The sequence below is a fragment of the Geodermatophilus sp. SYSU D00691 genome (genome assembly GCF_054050275.1).
The window spans coordinates 1-16,669 of sequence record NZ_JBJGYZ010000022.1 but is presented as its reverse complement, the minus strand read 5'-3'; the positions used below and the strand labels follow the sequence as shown (position 1 = coordinate 16,669).

The 16,669-nt window shown below is 67.6% G+C and carries 17 protein-coding genes; 14 read left to right on the top strand and 3 right to left on the bottom strand.

Translation table 11 applies throughout. The features are described from left to right. Positions 1–173: 173 nt before the first annotated feature. From ACI797_RS16470 to ACI797_RS16415, 12 genes are all read left to right on the top strand, one after another. Positions 174–1,643 carry a polysaccharide biosynthesis tyrosine autokinase gene (locus ACI797_RS16470; RefSeq protein ID WP_456859810.1) on the top strand — a complete coding sequence of 490 codons (1,470 nt, stop codon included), beginning with the start codon at positions 174–176 and terminating at the stop codon, positions 1,641–1,643. Positions 1,644–1,703: 60 nt separating this feature from the next. Beyond that, positions 1,704–3,038: a lipopolysaccharide biosynthesis protein gene (locus tag ACI797_RS16465; RefSeq protein ID WP_456859809.1), complete on the top strand. Its 1,335-nt coding sequence runs from the start codon at positions 1,704–1,706 to the stop codon at positions 3,036–3,038. Next, positions 3,035–4,066, top strand: a complete 1,032-nt coding sequence (locus ACI797_RS16460; protein ID WP_456859808.1) for a polysaccharide pyruvyl transferase family protein — start codon at positions 3,035–3,037, stop codon at positions 4,064–4,066. The genes ACI797_RS16465 and ACI797_RS16460 overlap by 4 nt, the downstream gene beginning before the upstream one ends. Positions 4,067–4,190: 124 nt before the next feature. Then, the gene (locus ACI797_RS16455) at positions 4,191–5,234 is read left to right on the top strand and encodes a glycosyltransferase family 4 protein (protein ID WP_456859888.1); all 1,044 of its coding nucleotides are present in this window, start codon (positions 4,191–4,193) and stop codon (positions 5,232–5,234) included. A gap of 236 nt (positions 5,235–5,470) precedes the next feature. Continuing rightward, on the top strand, positions 5,471–7,129 hold the full coding sequence (locus ACI797_RS16450) for a WecB/TagA/CpsF family glycosyltransferase (RefSeq protein ID WP_456859806.1): 1,659 nt from the start codon (positions 5,471–5,473) through the stop codon (positions 7,127–7,129). A gap of 4 nt (positions 7,130–7,133) precedes the next feature. Next, the gene (locus tag ACI797_RS16445; RefSeq protein WP_456859805.1) at positions 7,134–8,069 is read left to right on the top strand and encodes a glycosyltransferase family 2 protein; all 936 of its coding nucleotides are present in this window, start codon (positions 7,134–7,136) and stop codon (positions 8,067–8,069) included. Positions 8,070–8,292: 223 nt separating this feature from the next. Beyond that, positions 8,293–9,831: a sugar transferase gene (locus ACI797_RS16440; RefSeq protein ID WP_456859804.1), complete on the top strand. Its 1,539-nt coding sequence runs from the start codon at positions 8,293–8,295 to the stop codon at positions 9,829–9,831. A 498-nt stretch (positions 9,832–10,329) separates the two neighbouring features. Continuing rightward, positions 10,330–10,983, top strand: a complete 654-nt coding sequence (locus tag ACI797_RS16435; RefSeq protein ID WP_456859803.1) for an arsenate reductase/protein-tyrosine-phosphatase family protein — start codon at positions 10,330–10,332, stop codon at positions 10,981–10,983. Positions 10,984–11,210: 227 nt separating this feature from the next. After that, positions 11,211–11,579: a hypothetical protein gene (locus ACI797_RS16430; RefSeq protein ID WP_456859801.1), complete on the top strand. Its 369-nt coding sequence runs from the start codon at positions 11,211–11,213 to the stop codon at positions 11,577–11,579. Between the two features lie 89 nt (positions 11,580–11,668). Then, positions 11,669–11,824 (top strand): hypothetical protein, encoded by a 156-nt coding sequence (locus ACI797_RS16425; protein WP_456859799.1) that lies wholly within the window; start codon positions 11,669–11,671, stop codon positions 11,822–11,824. A gap of 72 nt (positions 11,825–11,896) precedes the next feature. Then, complete coding sequence (locus tag ACI797_RS16420; protein ID WP_456859798.1) at positions 11,897–12,742, top strand: hypothetical protein; 846 nt, start codon at positions 11,897–11,899, stop codon at positions 12,740–12,742. A gap of 147 nt (positions 12,743–12,889) precedes the next feature. Beyond that, a complete protein-coding gene (locus ACI797_RS16415) occupies positions 12,890–13,018 on the top strand; it encodes a hypothetical protein (protein WP_456859797.1) in 129 nt (42 codons plus the stop codon). A gap of 10 nt (positions 13,019–13,028) precedes the next feature. Here the strand turns inward: ACI797_RS16415 and ACI797_RS16410 are convergent, their stop codons facing one another. The 3 genes from ACI797_RS16410 to ACI797_RS16400 all read right to left on the bottom strand — a co-directional run bounded on the left by ACI797_RS16410 (position 13,029) and on the right by ACI797_RS16400 (position 14,856). Next, positions 13,029–14,144, bottom strand: coding sequence for an LCP family protein (locus ACI797_RS16410; protein ID WP_456859796.1), 1,116 nt, complete (start codon positions 14,142–14,144; stop codon positions 13,029–13,031). Between the two features lie 88 nt (positions 14,145–14,232). Next, positions 14,233–14,436 (bottom strand): hypothetical protein, encoded by a 204-nt coding sequence (locus ACI797_RS16405; RefSeq protein WP_456859795.1) that lies wholly within the window; start codon positions 14,434–14,436, stop codon positions 14,233–14,235. A gap of 51 nt (positions 14,437–14,487) precedes the next feature. Further along, on the bottom strand, positions 14,488–14,856 hold the full coding sequence (locus ACI797_RS16400; protein ID WP_456859794.1) for a hypothetical protein: 369 nt from the start codon (positions 14,854–14,856) through the stop codon (positions 14,488–14,490). Between the two features lie 121 nt (positions 14,857–14,977). On the opposite strand from ACI797_RS16400, the gene ACI797_RS16395 reads away from it, so the two are divergent. Together ACI797_RS16395 and ACI797_RS16390 are read left to right on the top strand one after the other, a co-directional pair. Further along, the gene (locus ACI797_RS16395; protein WP_456859793.1) at positions 14,978–15,667 is read left to right on the top strand and encodes a hypothetical protein; all 690 of its coding nucleotides are present in this window, start codon (positions 14,978–14,980) and stop codon (positions 15,665–15,667) included. Positions 15,668–15,738: 71 nt separating this feature from the next. Continuing rightward, positions 15,739–16,669, top strand: a 931-nt coding sequence (locus tag ACI797_RS16390) for a UDP-glucose dehydrogenase family protein (RefSeq protein WP_456859792.1), incomplete at its 3' end; no start/stop codon positions are given.

Here is a 16,669-nt window from a genome sequence, read left to right as displayed (position 1 = left end):
CCACCCCCATCGGGGGGAGGACCGACTCCTGGGTCTGCGACGTGAGCTCGTGGTCGGTACTGTTCCCGCCTAGCTCGACGTCTATTTCTCCTGTCACACGACCACGGGGCGTCGTCGAGCAATCGACAGACGCGCGTCACGGGGGCGTCGTTGCAGACGGAAGGTCAGGTGGGATGAAGGATTACATCCGCATCCTTCGTGAGCAATGGCTATTGATCGTGCTCGCGGTGGCTCTGGGGGTCGGCGCTGCAGCCGCCATCTGGGTCTCGACCCCAAAGCAGTACACGGCATTCCTCACCATGTACGTCTCGGCGCAGTCAGGCGGGACAGCTGACAGTGCGTACAACGCCGGTCTGTTGTCCGAGCAGCGCGTCGCTTCGTACGTCGAGTTGACGGGCAGCGAGCGCGTCGCTGAGGCGGTGGTCGAGCGCCTGGAGCTCGACGAGTCCCCCTCGGCGCTGGCCCAGCGCATATCCGCCTCGGCCTCACCCGAGACCGTTCTTATCTACGTGGCCGTGTCAGGCGAGGCGCCGGAGGAGGTCGCATCCATCGCCAACGCGGTGGGGGATGTAGTGCCTGATCTGGTGGACGAGCTCGAGGCGCCGACAACCGATACTGGGACTCCGCCAGTCGCGGTTCGGGTCGTCGAACCAGCCGCAGTGCCATCGGCTCCGTCGTCGACAGGGCTGTCGACGACTCTGATCTTCGGCCTCATCGCCGGACTAGTTGTCGGAACTGCCGGCGCCTTTGCCCGCAACGCTCTGGACACGTCCGTCAAGACTCCGGAGCGCTTGCGAGTGATCACGGGTGCGCCGAACCTGGGATCGGTCGCCTTCAGCCCGCAGGTGCCGCAACGCCCGTTGACAGTCCATGAGGACGCACAGTCCCCACGCAGCGAGGCTTTCCGGCAGCTTCGGACCAACTTGCACTTTGTGGACGTAGAGGCGCCGCGACGCGTCATCCTCGTGTCCAGTTCCGTGGCCGGAGAAGGGAAGACCACGACCGTCGCCAATCTGGCGCTGGCAGTGGCGGCCACGGGCACTCGAGTAGTGGTTGTAGACGCCGATCTTCGGCGGCCCAGAATTGCTAAGCTTCTCGGTCTGGAAGGCAGCGTCGGGCTAACGAGCGTGCTGGTCAACCGGATCTCAGTTGACCAGGCGCTCCAGCCGGGGGCCGGCGGCTCCTTCGACGTGCTCACAAGTGGGCCGTTGCCCCCCAACCCCAGCGAACTCCTGGCCTCGAAGGCGATGGAGTTGGTGATCGCGAGTCTTCGAGAGCGCTATGACATGGTCCTGATCGACGCGCCGCCGTTGCTTCCGGTGACGGACGCGGCAGCGCTGGCGCCTTCGACTGATGGGGTCTTGCTGGTCTGTCGCTATCAGAGGACCACGGCGGCGCAACTGCGAGCCGCGGTAGAGGCTCTCCAGGCCGTTTCGTCAGCACCCCTCGGCACGATTTTCAACATGGTTCCTCGGCGAGGACCTCATGCGTACGCCCAGTACCATACGTACTACCGGCGACTTGAGGGCTCTGCTCCGATGATTGTCGAGGCCGGTGGGCATGCAGCGTCCCGATCACCGATCGTTTCGGGAATGGCGCCGGAAAGCTCATCTGAGCAGGCGTCAGTCTCCCCTCGACCGTGAGCGGCTGACGGCAGGGCTGGGTCGGTCAATTGCTGGAGAGTCTCGCAGAGGAGGGGCGGCGTGCCGCCTGAGGTCCCCTCTGTTCGGGGTCTGCGCACGGGCGCCCTGACGGGCCTCTTTGGGCAAGCCACCATCATTGGCTGTGGCGTTCTCATCCAGATGCTGCTCGCGAGGCTCCTCGCCCCGTCAGCATTCGGGGCGTATACGCTTCTTGCGACCGTTGTCTACATCGCAGCGGCCACGGTTCGCTTGGGGCTCAGTCAGGTAGCGGTCAGGGCCCCCGCCGCGGCCTTTGCACGGGGTGGCAGGGCGGCCGCTGACCAAGTCGCACGCCGAGTGGTGTTCTCAAGCAGCATCGCCGTGGCTGGGGCACTCCCCGTTCTGGCTCTTCTTGTTGTTCCCCTCGGGCTTGGTCAGCTGTTTCCTGGACGGGACCTGGACGGCCTGATTCTCGTTATCACGGGCCTTATAGCAGCTGAAGCTGTCCGACTCGTAATATCGGAGGGGTTCCGAGGCTTGCACAAGCAGGGGCAGGCTACTCTTCTTGGGACGGCATTGAGGACGGTTCTGCTACTCCTTCCATTGGCAGTCCTGAGTCTCAGCACCACGCGACTAGAACTGGAGCACGTCGTCTGGTTGATGCTGGGCGCATCACTTGCCACGCTGGCGACAGCCTGGATTCGGTTCGTCTTGGTTGTCCGAGGTCGAGCATCTGATGCACACACCATCCGCGGGTACTACCGAGCCGGGATTCCATTCCTGGTCACTGAATTGACGGCGGCTGGTCTTTCCATGGGTGACGTTGTGGTGATTGGCCAATCCGGTGACCATGAGGCGCTGGCCTTATACGCGGCCGCCAGCCGAGTGGCTGCCCTTGTTGCCGTTCCTGCTTTTGTTGCCACGGCGGTTCTAATGCCAGTTATCGCGTCCCTTTGGTCAACTGGCGATAGGGCGCGGCTGCAAATTCTGCTGCGCGGCTATGGATTGGTCGCCGCGCTCCCGGCCTGCTTGATGCTCGCGGGCATCGTCCTGGCCGGCGACCACTTGCTCTCCCTGCTTTTCGGACCGTTCTACGAAGCCGGTTGGCCGTTCATGTTGGTGCTGACGGTGGGGGCCGTAGTCAACACTGCGCTCGGCTTCTCGTCGACGGTATTGATGATGACTGGTCATGCACGAACCGTGGCCCGGGTCGCCGTTGCCTTTTCGCTTGTAACGGTCCTGACTGAAGTCGTCGTATCAAGATTCGGAAGCCCGCTTGGTGTCGCTGCAGTGGCGGCAGCAGGCCTCATCGCTCAACAGTCGTTCTTGACAACACTGTGCTGGCGAAGGACCGGGCTGTTGGCTCTTCCTGGAACAGTGAGGCATGCGCGTCTCGCACTGAGAGGTCAGTCATGACGGATGTAGGCCTTCCGGAAATCCAGAAGCGGACACTAGAAGCGCTGAGTCGACATCTCAGTGCTGGCGATCGGGTAGCGGTGGTTGACTTCCCGAGTCACCAGAATGCTGGTGATTCGCTCATCTACCTGGGGGAGAAGGAATACCTCAAACGACTCGGCGTCGAAGTCTCGTACGTCGCGGATGCGAACCGCTTGGACCTAGACGTTCTAGAGGATCGATTGGGACATGGAACCGTCCTCCTCCACGGGGGCGGCAACTTAGGTGACAGATGGCCTGATTTCCAGGCCTTTCGTGAAAGAGTGATAGTCGCCTGTCGGAGCCGGAAGGTGATTCAGCTTCCCCAGAGTGTTCACTTTCGTGATAGGCGCCACCTCGATCGTGCGCGACAGGTCTTCGCGTCCCATCCGGGTCTTGTTCTCATGTTGCGGGAGCAGGTGTCCTATGACTTTGCGACGCAGAACTTCTCCGCTCCGGGGACCACTATTGAGTACTGTCCCGATGCAGCCTTCGGCGTCGGGCGCGTGCCAGTCAGTCAGAAGCCCTCTGTTGACGTGTACGCGGTGCTGCGGCGTGATTCGGAGGCGGTAGTGCGGGACCTGCGTTGGCCGTCGGGCGTCAGCGTCATCGTCGCCGACTGGGGTCTGGAAGGCTTCGACCGGGTGAAATGGCGGATCGCTAGGACGCCAGGACGCTTGCAGCGGTACGTGCCTGCATCGGCTCGAGTCTTGTACCCGGTGATGGCGCGCTCCTACGAGTGGCAAGCTCGCATCAACGTGAGGGACGCCGTAAGCCGGCTATCCCAGGGCCGGGTGATTGTCACCGACCGCCTGCACGCGACGGTCCTCGGCGGTCTGATGGGGGTGCCTGTGGTGTCACTCGACAACGATTACGGCAAAGTGTCAGGGGTGTACCGCGACTACTTGCGGCTGTTGCCGGGTGTTCGCTTCGTGTCAGACGTTGCAGCGGTCCCTGCCGCTGTGACCGAGGCACTTGCTGGTGCGTCTAGTGGCGCGCCCCCTCTGTGATGCCTCTCGTCGGTGACTCTGGGGTGGCCCGGAGCGTCTCCGCAGTCCTACCACTGTCGTTGTTGCACGGAACCGGGCGAACGTGCCATTCCAACGTCGCGATGTGTCCCGACTGGAATCGGCAATGACAGCGCACATACGGCTCAGATATACGTACTCACTCAACCCGGACGAGTGGGTACTCAGGCATGCCAGGGGGGAGGTCCCTGACCACCTGCCCTACGGCCTTCATCGACTTGGAGGGCCCAGTCGATCCCTCGACGTTGCCACCGCTCCTCGGGGCGTTCGAGGCGTGGCTAGCCGTGTCATGCGCGCCTCCACCGGGGGGTATGAGTTGGTCCCTCTTCGGAGGGCTGGCGGGGCTGATGTTGAGCTGGCATGGGATGAGGGTGTGGGGATCCCTACGGCTCTCACGGCGCGATCTGATGTTGCCGTGGCGACGGGGGTCATCTGGCTGACGGATAGACGTCCGAAGCCTGGGCTGCGGCTGTCCCTCGAACGTCGAGCTCTCCAGCGGTGCTCCGCCGTATGGGCGCTCTCTTCAGCCCAGTTGCCTTTGCTCCAGTCCGTTTGGGGAGTACAACCGGACCGCCTCCACCACCTTCAGTTTGGAGTAGACCGAGACTTCTGGTCCCCATCACCGAGCATGGCCATCCCGGGACGAGTCCTGGTCGTGGGCAATGACCGTGACCGGGACCATGGCACCGCCGTCCAAGGTGCCGAGCGAGCGCGGGCGCACAGAGCCGAGGTACACCTCCACCTCGTGAGCCGCCTGGCCGTGGACGTTCCTCCAGAACTAGGCGTCCGGTCGGTGGCTCTCGGGCACGCAGAGCTCCGTGAGGAGTACCGACGCGCAGCCGTCTGCGTGGTCGCGGTACGGCCGAACCGCCACGTCTCAGGCATCACCGCGGCGCTCGAGGCCATGGCGTGCGAACGCCCGGTCGTGGTGACTGACACCCCTGGCATGTCGGACTACGTGGCAGATGGCGTGAACGGCCTGCTGGTGCCGCCGGGAGATGCGGACGCAGTGGCCTCAGCGATACTCAAGGTCTTGTCGAACCCCAACCTGGCCGCAGACCTGGGCGAGGCCGGGCGGCGCGCAGTCGAGGAATCGTTCAACACCGAGCGACAAGCCGAACAGCTAGCGGCCATCTTGGACCGGTCATGACGCTCGCTCCTCAGGGCGCAGCCGAGACACCAATGCGCATCCTCTTCCTCACCACTTATAGCCCTGCGCGTAGTGAGCTGGGAGGTGCTAGCTGGGTCGAGCGCACGCTACTGGGGCAGATTCCCGGTCGGTTCCAAGTCGACGTTATCGAGGTCCTGAGGCCGGCTCCTCAAATGGCCTGTGTGCCGTTGTCGGTTCAAGGCGCGAGGAGCGCACAAGCGCGAGTCTTGGCTCGCATGGCGTTTCGCGGCGAGGCCTACCTTGAGGCGAAGTTCCGCTTCCACCCCAGCTGGCGACAGGCAGTCGAGCACGTCAGGCAACTGTGCGACAGCGGTCAGTACGACTTGGCCGTCACAAGTCAGTGGCCAGGTCTCCTCATGGCCCTGGATGCTGGCTTGAGGCCCGATCTGCACATTGCCCACAACGTCGACACGGTGATCGCCCGTCGCTACGACCCACTTCCCTTGCGCGTGCTCAGAAACGCTGCCCGTACTGAGCGGTCCGAGCGTCGGTTATTAGCGCGCGCACAGCACCTCGCCGCGCTGTCTCGGGCCGACGTGGCGCGCATGGAGGAGTGGGGGCTCAAAGCAGATCAGGTGAGGCTGTGGAGAGGTAGTCAGGTACGACCCACCCGATCAGTGAGCAGGCATCGCGTCGGCTTCATCGGCAGCATGGGCTGGCCGCCTAATCGGTCTGCTTTCCACACACTGGTCGACGAGGTCCTTCCGGAGGTTCAGCGACTGGACCCTGCCCTGTACGACCGGATCGAAGTGGTCGTCGCTGGCAGGGCGTCGGAGGGCCTTGCCGGACAGAAGGTTCGTGCGTTGGGAGTGGTCAACGACCTCTCGGACTTCTACCGCGCGGTCGACCTCGTCGTCGTACCTAGAACGGGACCGAGTACTGGGATCAGCGTCAAATTACTTGAGGCACTTGAGCACGGGGTCGATGTGGTGGGCCCGGGCGCTTTGTTCGATGACGCCGGGCTTGCGGCCGAGGGATGGCGTGGGGAAACCGCCAGCGAGATGGCCGCGTGCATCGTTGACTTCTACGCGGGAACTTCATGCAAGAGCCACCAGCCTGACGGCAGTGTGGCGACGTCTACCGGGATTGAGGAGATCCTCAGCACGATCGTTGATGAAGGACATGAGGCCGTGAGTACGGAATCTCGCTCCGCAGCGATGCGTGACCGGTTTGTCCACAGCGAGGCTGAGTTGGAGACCCTTGCCTTCTCTGGGCAACGACCTCTTCGAGTGCAGACCGTCAACCTCCAGCATCTCCACCTAGCGTCCGTTCACCCCGACTTTCGGAACGCGATGCGCGCGGCCGATCGGCTGACCGCGGACGGGTGGCCCGTGCAACTGCTGTTGCGAAAGCGGGGAGTACGGGTCGCCCGCGTCACTGGATCGGGCTTCGTGCGGGCAGTCGTCATGTCGGGTGCGCTGAAGGGACGACGCCTCGCCATGCTCGGCAGTTCCACAGCGACCGGAGACCGCTTTCAAAGCGTGGTCGAAAGCGCGGGCGGGCGACTGGTCTTGAGGGATCATGGTCGCTGGCGTGAATGGGACATCGACCTGATTGCACGGCGCCTCGCAGACGCGAAAGTCGATGTGGTTCTCGTGGCGGTTACCCCGCCAGCTGGAGAACTGGTCGCTCATCGACTTCGAACGTCCGGGCTAAACGCCTGTGTGCTCGGAGTTGGAGGCGCCATCGACATGCTCACAGGCGTTCGCCGGACGGCACCCTCGTTGGTCAGCCGCCTGGGGCTGGAGTGGCTGTTCCGCTTCGCGCAAGAACCCCGCCGGCTCTTCCGTCGCTACTTCCTCGAGGGGGTTCCTCTTCTGGCGCGGCTTATCGTCACAGGCAGGATGCCGGGCATCGACCGAGAGGTCGCGTGAGTTCGTGCCGGCGTTGCTCATCGCGATGGTCAACTACAACTCGGCTGCATACGTCCGTGACTGCCTAGGCTCCATCCAGGACGACGTCGCGCGCATCGTAGTGGTGGACAACGCATCCTCCCCATCAGACCGCACGGACCTCCGAGAGTTCGCGAGCGCGGATGCTCGGGTGACGGTAGTGGCCTCAGACGTCAATCTCGGGTTCGGCGCAGGTGTCAACCTTGCGGTTCGCCACCTGAAGCCCGAGGACGACGACGTGGTCGTCGTCCTCAACCCGGACACCCGCGTCCACCCCGGGGCCCTCAAGAAGCTGGCGGAGGCGCTCTCGTCCGGCGATCTCGATGTCGTCAGCCCGACGATCTACACCGGCAGCGACGACAGTCCTACCGTGTGGTTCGCAGGCGGACACCTGGACCTCAGGCGCGGCGAGACCGTGCACGTCGGCCTAGGACGGCCTTTCGATCCACAGTTATCGAGGGGGTCGGGTTCGTTCATCACCGGTGCCGCGCCGGCGATGTGTGGGCGTACCTGGCGATCGCTTGGAGGGTTCCGAGAAGACTTGTTCTTGTACTGGGAAGACGCCGATCTCTCCATCCGTGCCACGGCCGCAACCAAGCGTCTGGGCGTGGTGCCTGAGTCCATCGTCTGGCACGCCGAGGGTGGATCGGGCGGAACTACCGGCCGAAGCGTCGCCTACTACTACTACATGCAGCGCAACCGAATCCTGGTGTTGCGTCCGCTTGTCGGGCTGCGACGACTGCTCGTCGGGACTGGTGGCCTCACCGTCCTGCGGCTGGCCGGTCGAGCGATGAAGGAAAGGGAGGGTCGCTGGCGAAAGGTGGTCGCAACGATGGCCGGACTGCTGGACGGCGTCCGCGGTCGCACTGGTGAGCGCTCTGCTCGTCATCGAGCCGACGTGGGCGTGTTACCCGAGGTTTAGTCGCTCCCATCAGGAACGGATCCCACAGAGCGACAGTTCGACGATCGACTTCCTATGAACCTGCGCGCGCCCGCACACGGAGTACGCGGTCCCCCCAAGGGGGTACACGAACGAATCCGATTGTGACTTAGCCCTCTCCCTTGTCAGCGCTTGAGAAGTTACCTTATCCGTGGCTGGTTGAACGCTGATGTTCTCAGCCTGCACGGGGGGATCACGCGGCGCGGTGCGCCCGATTTCGGCACGGGGGCTTTCCATTTCTCTGCTCGACGTTCGTGACGGATCCGTCCGTCCCCAGTCGCTTTCGCCCGGCCGCGGCTGGTACCCGTTCGCCGCGCGCCTTCGCGGAGAGGGCACGGTTGCCCGCCGCGCATGGCGCGACCGGTACGTCCGCAACTCGGTCATCGGCGACGCCGTCTGCGCCGGTCTTGCCGGCGCCGCCGGCTACCTCCTCCGCTTCGGCCCGGTCGCCGAGGCGCAGGTTGCCTTCGCGATCGCGCTCCTCCTGCCCCTCGTCTGGGTCGCGGCCATGTTGGTCGCCCGCAGCTACGAGCAGCGCTTCCTCTGGATCGGGGCCGAGGAGTTCCGGCGCGTGTTCGCGGCCGCCATCATGCTGCTCGCCGGGGTCGGCACGGTGTCGTGGGCGTTCAAGCTCGACGTGGCGCGTGGCTTCGTCGTCATTGCGTTGCCGCTGGCGACCGTCCTAACGCTGGCCCAGCGTTACGTGCGCCGGCAGCGGTTGCACCGCCAACGCGCGCACGGGCGCTTCCAGCAGACGACCCTGCTCGTCGGTCATCGCAGCGGAGTGGCCGCTCTCGACGAGCAGCTCGACCGCGAGGCCTACCACGGCTACCGGGTCATCGGTTGCTGCCTCCCAGCGGACCAGCAGCGAGCAGGGGAGGACGTCTTCAACGGCCTCCCCGTCCTAGGCGATCTGACTGATGTCGCCGACGTGGTGGCCCGTTACGAGGTCGACACCGTCGCCGTCCTGCCCTGTCCGGAGCTCGACGGCCCCGCTCTCCGCCGGCTCGGCTGGGAGCTCGAGGACACCGAAGCTGAACTGTTGCTCGCACCGGCCGTCACCGACGTGGTTGGTTCGCGAGTCCGGATTCGGCCGGTGAGCGGCCTGCCGCTCATGCACATGGAGCGTCCCGAGTTGAAGGGCGTTCGCCGGCTCACCAAGGACCTCACCGACGCCACTGCCGCCGTGCTCGGCATCCTGTTCCTGTCGCCGCTGCTGCTCGCGATCGCCCTGGCCGTGCGGACGACCAGCAGCGGGCCGGTGTTCTTCCGCCAGGAGCGCGTCGGCAAGGACGGCCGCACGTTCTCGATGCTCAAGTTCCGCAGCATGGTGACGGGCGCGGACCGCATGGTGGAGCAGTTGGCGGCCGACAGCGACGGCAACGGCGTCCTGTTCAAGAAGAAGGACGACCCTCGGGTGACGCGCGTCGGCCGGGTCCTGCGGCGGTACTCGCTGGACGAGCTGCCCCAGCTGTTCAACGTACTCCGTGGCGAGATGTCCCTCGTCGGCCCGCGTCCCCCGCTGCGGTCCGAGGTGGAGAAGTACGGCTACGACATGCACCGCCGGTTCCTGGTCAAGCCGGGCCTGACCGGGCTGTGGCAGGTGAGCGGGCGTTCCGACTTGTCCTGGGACGACTCGGTGCGCATCGACGTCCGCTACGTGGAGAACTGGTCGTTGACCTTCGACCTGATGATCCTCTGGAAGACCGTCGGCGCCGTCATCCGCGGGTCGGGCGCGTACTGACCCGGGGCAGCGGAGAGCCCCCGGCCGGATCGGCCTTGGGCTCTCCGTCTAGCTGAGGTTCAGATTCCGGGGCGAACGGTGCCGCAGCGGCAGGCGTACAGGCTGGATCCGCTGAACGGGTCCTCCGACTGCCAGCGGAACCAGTGGACGTGCATTGGGCTGCGCCGGGTCGAGGAGCCACGGCGACCGTCGGGACGGGCAGCCAGGCGCCGTTCCGGTCTCCGCGCCCACTCGTGGCGCGCGGAGACAGTGTCGGTGAGGGGCCGTCTATCCGCGCCCCGCTGACCGCTGGTGTTCACGGTTGCCACCTCCTCATGCCGGCCGAATATCGCTGGATCGGGTGATCGAGAGTCGCCCGTGAACGGTAACGCCGGTAGCTCACAGTGGCCACGCCAGGGGGAGGGCGGAGGACGAATGACACATCCCCATCCGTCCCATCAGCCCGAGGCGTTTGGCAGATTCCGTGCTCGGGCGCGGGAGGAGTCGCACACTGTCCTGGTGCCCACTGCCGTGTCACCGAGAGACGTCTTCACCGTCCTCCTGGTCTGCACGGGCAACATCTGCCGGTCCGCGCTCGCCGAGCGGCTCGGCGGGGCATACCTCGATGAGGTGCTCGGCGACGACGCCCACCTGATCCAGTTGCACAGCGCTGGCACCGGCGCCGTCGTCGGCTCCGCCATGCACGCCGACAGCGCGCTCGTCCTCGCCGGCTTCGGCGGCGACTCCGGTGGCTTCGTCGCAAGGCAGCTCGAGGTCGAGCACACGCTCGGCGCCGACCTGATCCTCGCGATGACCCGCCCGCACCGGCACCATGTGCTGCAGCTGGCTCCCCGCGCGCTCGCCCGTACCTTCACGCTCCGCGAAGCGGCGGGGATCTTCGCCGAGTTGGGCGACGTCGACCCGGCGGGCGACGACCTGCCGGCGCGTGCCCGCGACCTGGTGCGCGCCATGGCGACCGCCCGGTCGCGGCACACGAGCAGCGACGACGACGACGTTCCCGACCCGATCAACCGCCCGCTCGAGGCGCACCAGACAGCCGGGGACCTGATCGCCGAATCGCTGCTGCCGCTGCTCCAGCGCTTCGCCGAGCTGGTCGGCGAGCCGTCCGTGGGAGCCGCCGCTGGCGACGACGGCCGGGCAGGCGTCGCCTGAGGCCCACGCCTTACCCGCTCTTCACCCGATCGGGGACAGGGTTCGCCGGCGCGATCGTCAGCCCGACTGAGCGGGCCAGCTGGATCCAGGCCACGCTCGAGACCGACGTCGAGTACCAGCGTCTGCAGAACGAGGCCGTCGCGATCACCGCGCGCATCAACGACACCAACGACACGATCCAGCAGGCCACGGCCGACCACACGATTTGCGAGTCCGACGTCGACCGGGTGATCGCCGCCGAGCGCCTGCAGGCCACCACCGAACACCGGCGGGGGACCTGGGCCCGTGTGTTCGGCGGTGGCGACCCGCTCTTCCCACTGGTCGACGCGCCGGGGGTCAACGACCACCCGCTCGCGCTGCAGCTCGCGTCGGCCGGTGGCCTCGTGGTCATCGCCTCGCCACGCACCACGCTGCGCGACCTCGGGGTGATCCGGAACCGCGCCGAGGTCGCCGACTTCCCGGTCCTTGGCTTCGTCGTCAACGAGCACCGCACCGGTCGCCGCAAGGGCCGTAGAGGCAAGGCAGTCGCCCGTCCGACCACCGGCGACCAGCGCAGCCTGGTGCTCGACGCCGGGGAGAAGGTTCCCGCCGGCTAACGGGTGGTGCCCGTGCGGCAGGAGTGCCGCACGGGTCAGGCGGGACGGTGACGGTGCCGTCCGGGCTCCGGCCTGCCGATGACCAGGGCATGTGGATGCTCTGGGTCCTCACCGCCTGGCTGGTCGTGGCCGTGCTGGTCGGCGTGGTCATCGGCCGCGGCATCCGCCTGGCGGACCGGCGGACCGAGGAAGGTGCCGTCCTGACGACGGCTGACCTCCCGGTGGGCTTCGTCGCCGTCTCCTGAGGCTCATTCGTCACTTACGGGCGTTGCCGTTCAGGATTCTCGCCCGATCTGCCGATAGTTCGCCTCGTGTGGATGTGGTGGGTTCTGGGCGGGCTGCTGGTGTGGCTCGTCGTCGGCGCGCTCGTCGCGGTCGTGATCGGTCGCGGTATCCGGCTCGCCGAGCGTCGCGAGCTGGGCGCCGAGGCGCTGGCGGTTGCTGACCTCACCGCCGCCGTGGCGGAGCCTCGCCGGCGCATCCCGCTGCCCCCGATCGGCGTGGCCCTCGCCGCGACCGCCGTCGCGCTGGAGACCGTCGGCTTCGTCCTGCGGCTCACCGGCAGCTCGTCGCAGGCGCTGTCGATGGACGCCCCGTATTCAGTGCCGCGCCTGTTCGTCGCCCTGCTCTTCGCCACTGCTGCGCTGGCCGCGCTCGCCGGGGCCGGCGCCATCCCGGGTCGCCGCACCTGGTGGACCGGCGTCGGGCTCGTCGGCGGCGTCATCGCCGCCGTCAAGGCCGGGAGCACCGTCCACTCCGACGCCATGTCGGGCCTGAACGACGCCGTCGGCACGACCGCCGCCACTGTGCTCAGCGTCGCGGTCGCCGTCGCCGTGGTCGCCGCACTCTGGTTCCTCAGCCGCACCGAGCGGCGTGACCGGCGGCGCGTGCTCGGCTCGCTGGCCGGCTACGCCGTCGCCGCCGTCGGCCTGTCTGCCGTCTCGGCCCTCGCCGGCCCCAGCTGGTACGTCACCGCCACCTACGTCGAGGAGTCGGGCGAGGCGCTCGCCGGTGTCGCCTTCCTCATGGCCGTCCTCGCCGGCGTCGCCCCGCGCGTTGTCCTGCCGGCCGGCTGGCCGCTGCGCCGCGAAGTGGACGCACAGACGCTCGACCTCCCGGAGTCGCTGCCCGGCCGTGCCGGGCCCCGTTCCGTCGAACGCTGAGCCGGTCCTCGGGTCCGCGTCCGGGCTCCTTGGCGGCTGGTGGGAACGGCGCTACGCTCCCGCCTCGTGCAGCCGCAAAGGCGTCGCGTCGAGCACGGGATCGCCGGGCTGCCGTGTGCACTCTGCGGAAGCGCAGACGTGGTCGACGTGGAGTCCCGGCCCGTCTCGCGGGGGGTGGCCCGGCTGGTTCCGGTGCCGCGCGAGGCGGTGCGGACCTACGACCTGTGCCGCGCCTGCGGCGCCAAGCACGAGACCGAGGACGGCCGGCGCGTCTGAGGGTGCGCCGTCAGCGGGGGACGTCGGGCAGTGCCTGCTTCTCGAACTCGGCGGCGTTCTGCCCCAGCGAGTCGCTGCGCAGGTAGGTCCACATGCGCTCGCCGGTGACACCGTCGAGGTAGACCACGCTGGCGGCGCCCTCCATGCCGGTCCCGAGCACCGGAGCGGTGAAGAACGCGACGTTGTCAGGAGTGAGGCCGCGCATGGAGTACGCCAGCTGCAGCAGGTCGGTGCTGCTGAGGGTGTCGCTGATGCTCACCGAGCCGGTGAGCGCCCGCAGCGCGGCGTCGAGCTTGCCCGGGTCGGTGAACGTGTCGGAGCTGAACAGCTTCTCGAACACCGCCTGCAGGAACTGCTGCTGGCGCTTCACGCGGTCGAAGTCGCCACCGGGCAGGTCGTAGCGCTGGCCCAGGTACCAGCGGGCCTCCTCGCCGGTGATGTGGTTGACGCCAGCCTCGAAGGTGTAGTCGCCATTGGTCGTGGTCTCGGCGACCTCGACGTCCACACCCCCGAGCGCGTCGGTGACCTCGGCGATGCCCTCGAAGTCGATGGCGACGTAGTGGTCGACGCGCACCTGGGTGAGCTGCTCGACCGTCTGGATCAGCAGCGTGGGCCCGCCGAACGCGTAGCTCGCATTGATCTTGTTCATCCCGTGGCCGGGGATCTCCACCCACGAGTCGCGGGGGATCGAGATCAGCTGGGCGTGCTCGCGGTCGGCCGAGAGGCGGACCAGCATGATGGCGTCGGAGCGCCCGCCCGGGTTCTCACCGTCGGCCGTCGACGCGCGGGTGTCGGAGCCGACCAGCAGGAAGGTGACCGGGGCGCCGGCCGGGTTCTCCACGGTGGAGGTGGCCGGCGCCGGACGATTGCTCTCCTCGAGGCCGCCGAAGACGTCCTCGATGCGGTCGACGTTCCCGGCGTAGCGCTGGGTCACGAACCACAGGCCGCCGCCGATGAGCACCACGAGCACGAGCACCAGCACGCCGGCGCTGATCAGCGCCCGGCGCGCCAGCCTCCGACGTCTCCTGGGCGAGAGGTCCTCGTCTGCCTGCTCGGCGGGGAACGTCTTCTCGACCTCGGTCGCGAGTGCCGCGGAGCCGCGCTCGTCCGACTCGTCGGTGTTCATGAGGTCCCCCGTCGTCCAGGCTACGGACCGAGGGTACGAGCGGGATGAGCTGCGCGAACGTCCCTCCCACCCGGAGGGGTGACCCGGCCTACCGGTGCAGTGCCACGAACGACCGCCGGATCCGCCGCCCCAGCAGGACGCACGCCAGCAGCGCGACGACGAGCATCCCGGCGCCGACGGCGATCGTCTCGGGCGAGCCCATCCAGAACAGCACGCCGGCGATCACGATGACCGCGAGCAGCTCCAGGACGACGACGAACCCGAACAGCGTCATCGCCAGCTTCGTGCCCACGGCCCGACTCTCGCGTACGGGACCGCCGTCCGCCATCCCCTGGTCGTGGGGTCAGCTGTTCTCGGGGGTCCGGGTGTGCGAACCCGGGATCGGTGGGTCGACCGCGGGTGCCTCGGGCCGCAGCAGCGTCACCGAGCCATCGGGGTGGCCCAGCAGGACAAGGTCGCCGGAGGGCAGGCGCTCGACGGAGTCAGCGGTCTCGCGCTGCCGGCGTTCGGCGACCCGGATGGCGCGCGCGATCACCAGGGCCAGCACGGCGGCGACGGCGAGCCACGCGGCTCCCACGATCAGCAGCCAGGTCATCACGCGTTCCTCGGTCGGGCGGGCGGCGCTGCGGTCGTCCGTCGGGAAGATCCGTCGGTGCTGTCCTGCCAGCTTGTGCCCGGGGAGAGGTGTGCGCAATCGCTGGCGGGTGAGCATCGTGTGAACGATGGGGAAGCTGGTGCGGTGCCCGGCTGCGGATCGGCGCGGTAGAGCAACCGGTGCCCGCTGCCTGGATAGACAGCCTGATGTGAACCGGTCCGTCCCAGTGCATCCCGCCGTGCCACCGGTCGCCGCCGTGCTCGCCGCCGTCGCCGCCCTGCTGGAGACGACCGGCCTGGCGGTGTGCCTGCTCGACGTGGGCGGCAACCTCGGCCGGCTGCTCTCCATGGACCAGCCCGGCTCCCTGGCCCGCCTGTTCGTCGCCGGCGTCCTGCTCGGCACGGCGGTCGTGGCGGTGGTCGCGGCCGTCTGCCGGCCCGGACGGCGGGGGTGGTGGTCGGCGGTGGCGTCGATCGCCGCGCTGCTCGGCGTCGTCAAGCTCAGCGGCGAGCTGCACGTCGGCCTGGTCCACCTGTTCAGCTCGGGGGCGGGCGTGTGGCGCGGGGCCGCCGTCCTCGGTGTCGCGGCGGTCGTCGGTCTGGTCGCGCTGTGGTCGCTCGGCGGCGAAGAGCGCCGCGTGCGCCGGTGGCTCGTGCTGGCACTGGCGGCGCACGCGGTCGCGGCGATCGGGCTCTCCGCCGTCTCCACATATGCGCGGCTCGCCGGCGGCCCCGTGTCGGCGGCGTTCGCCACCTTCGTCGAGGAGAGCGCCGAGGCGCTGACGGCGAGCGGGATCCTCGTCGCCGTGCTGATGGGCGTGCTGCCGCGGCGGACGGTTCCGGCGGCGACGCTAGCCCGCCGTGGTGACGATGACGCACACGCGAACTTCCGGCCTCTCGCCGGTGTCGCCTCGGCGCACGCCGCCTGACCCGGCGATTCTCCGCCCTGCGGCGGGCTTGTCGTCGTGATCCACTTCCGGTGCGAAGTGACTCGCGGGAGATGGCAGGGGAGGCGGCGTTGCGGATCTCGGTGGTGGGCTGCGGCTACCTCGGTGCCGTCCATGCGGCTGCGATGGCTGAGCTCGGCCACGAGGTAGTCGGGATCGACGTCGACGAGCAGAAGATCAGGTCGCTCTGCCGGGGCGTCGCGCCCTTCTACGAGCCTGACTTCGGTGACCTGCTGAACCACTCCCTCGCCTCCGGCAGGTTGAGTTTCGGCACCGACATCACTGATGCCGCCGGAGCTAAGGTCCACTTCATCTGCGTGGGCACCCCGCAGAAGCACGGGGAGTACGCCGCAGACATGCGATTCGTCCAGGCGGCGGCGGAGTCCCTCCTTCAGGTCATCCATGACGGCGACCTGGTGGTCGGCAAGTCCACGGTGCCAGTCGGGACGGCGTCCAACCTCGCAGCGATGTTCGGTGAGAAGGCCCCGGGCACGATGCTCGCCTGGAATCCGGAGTTCCTGCGCGAAGGGTTCGCGGTGCAGGACACCCTGCACCCCGACCGGCTGGTCTACGGCCTACCGCCCGGCCGGGACGGCGAGATCGCTGGGACCCTGCTGGACGAGGTGTACGCGCCGATCGTCGCGCGGGGGGTTCCGCAGGTCCGCACCGACTACGCCACGGCGGAGATGGTGAAGACGGCGGCGAACTCGTTCCTGGCCACGAAGATCTCGTTCATCAACGCCATGGCCGAGCTCTGCGAGGCGACGGGTGGTGACGTCAAGCAGCTCGCCGACGCGATCGGCTACGACGACCGGATCGGGCGGAAGTTCCTCAACGCCGGGCTGGGCTTCGGCGGCGGCTGCCTGCCCAAGGACATCCGGGCGTTCATGGCCCGGGCCGGGGAGCTGGGGGCGGATCAGGCGCTGACGTTCCTGCGCGAGGTGGACAACATCAACATGCGCCGGCGGATCCGGATGGTGGAGC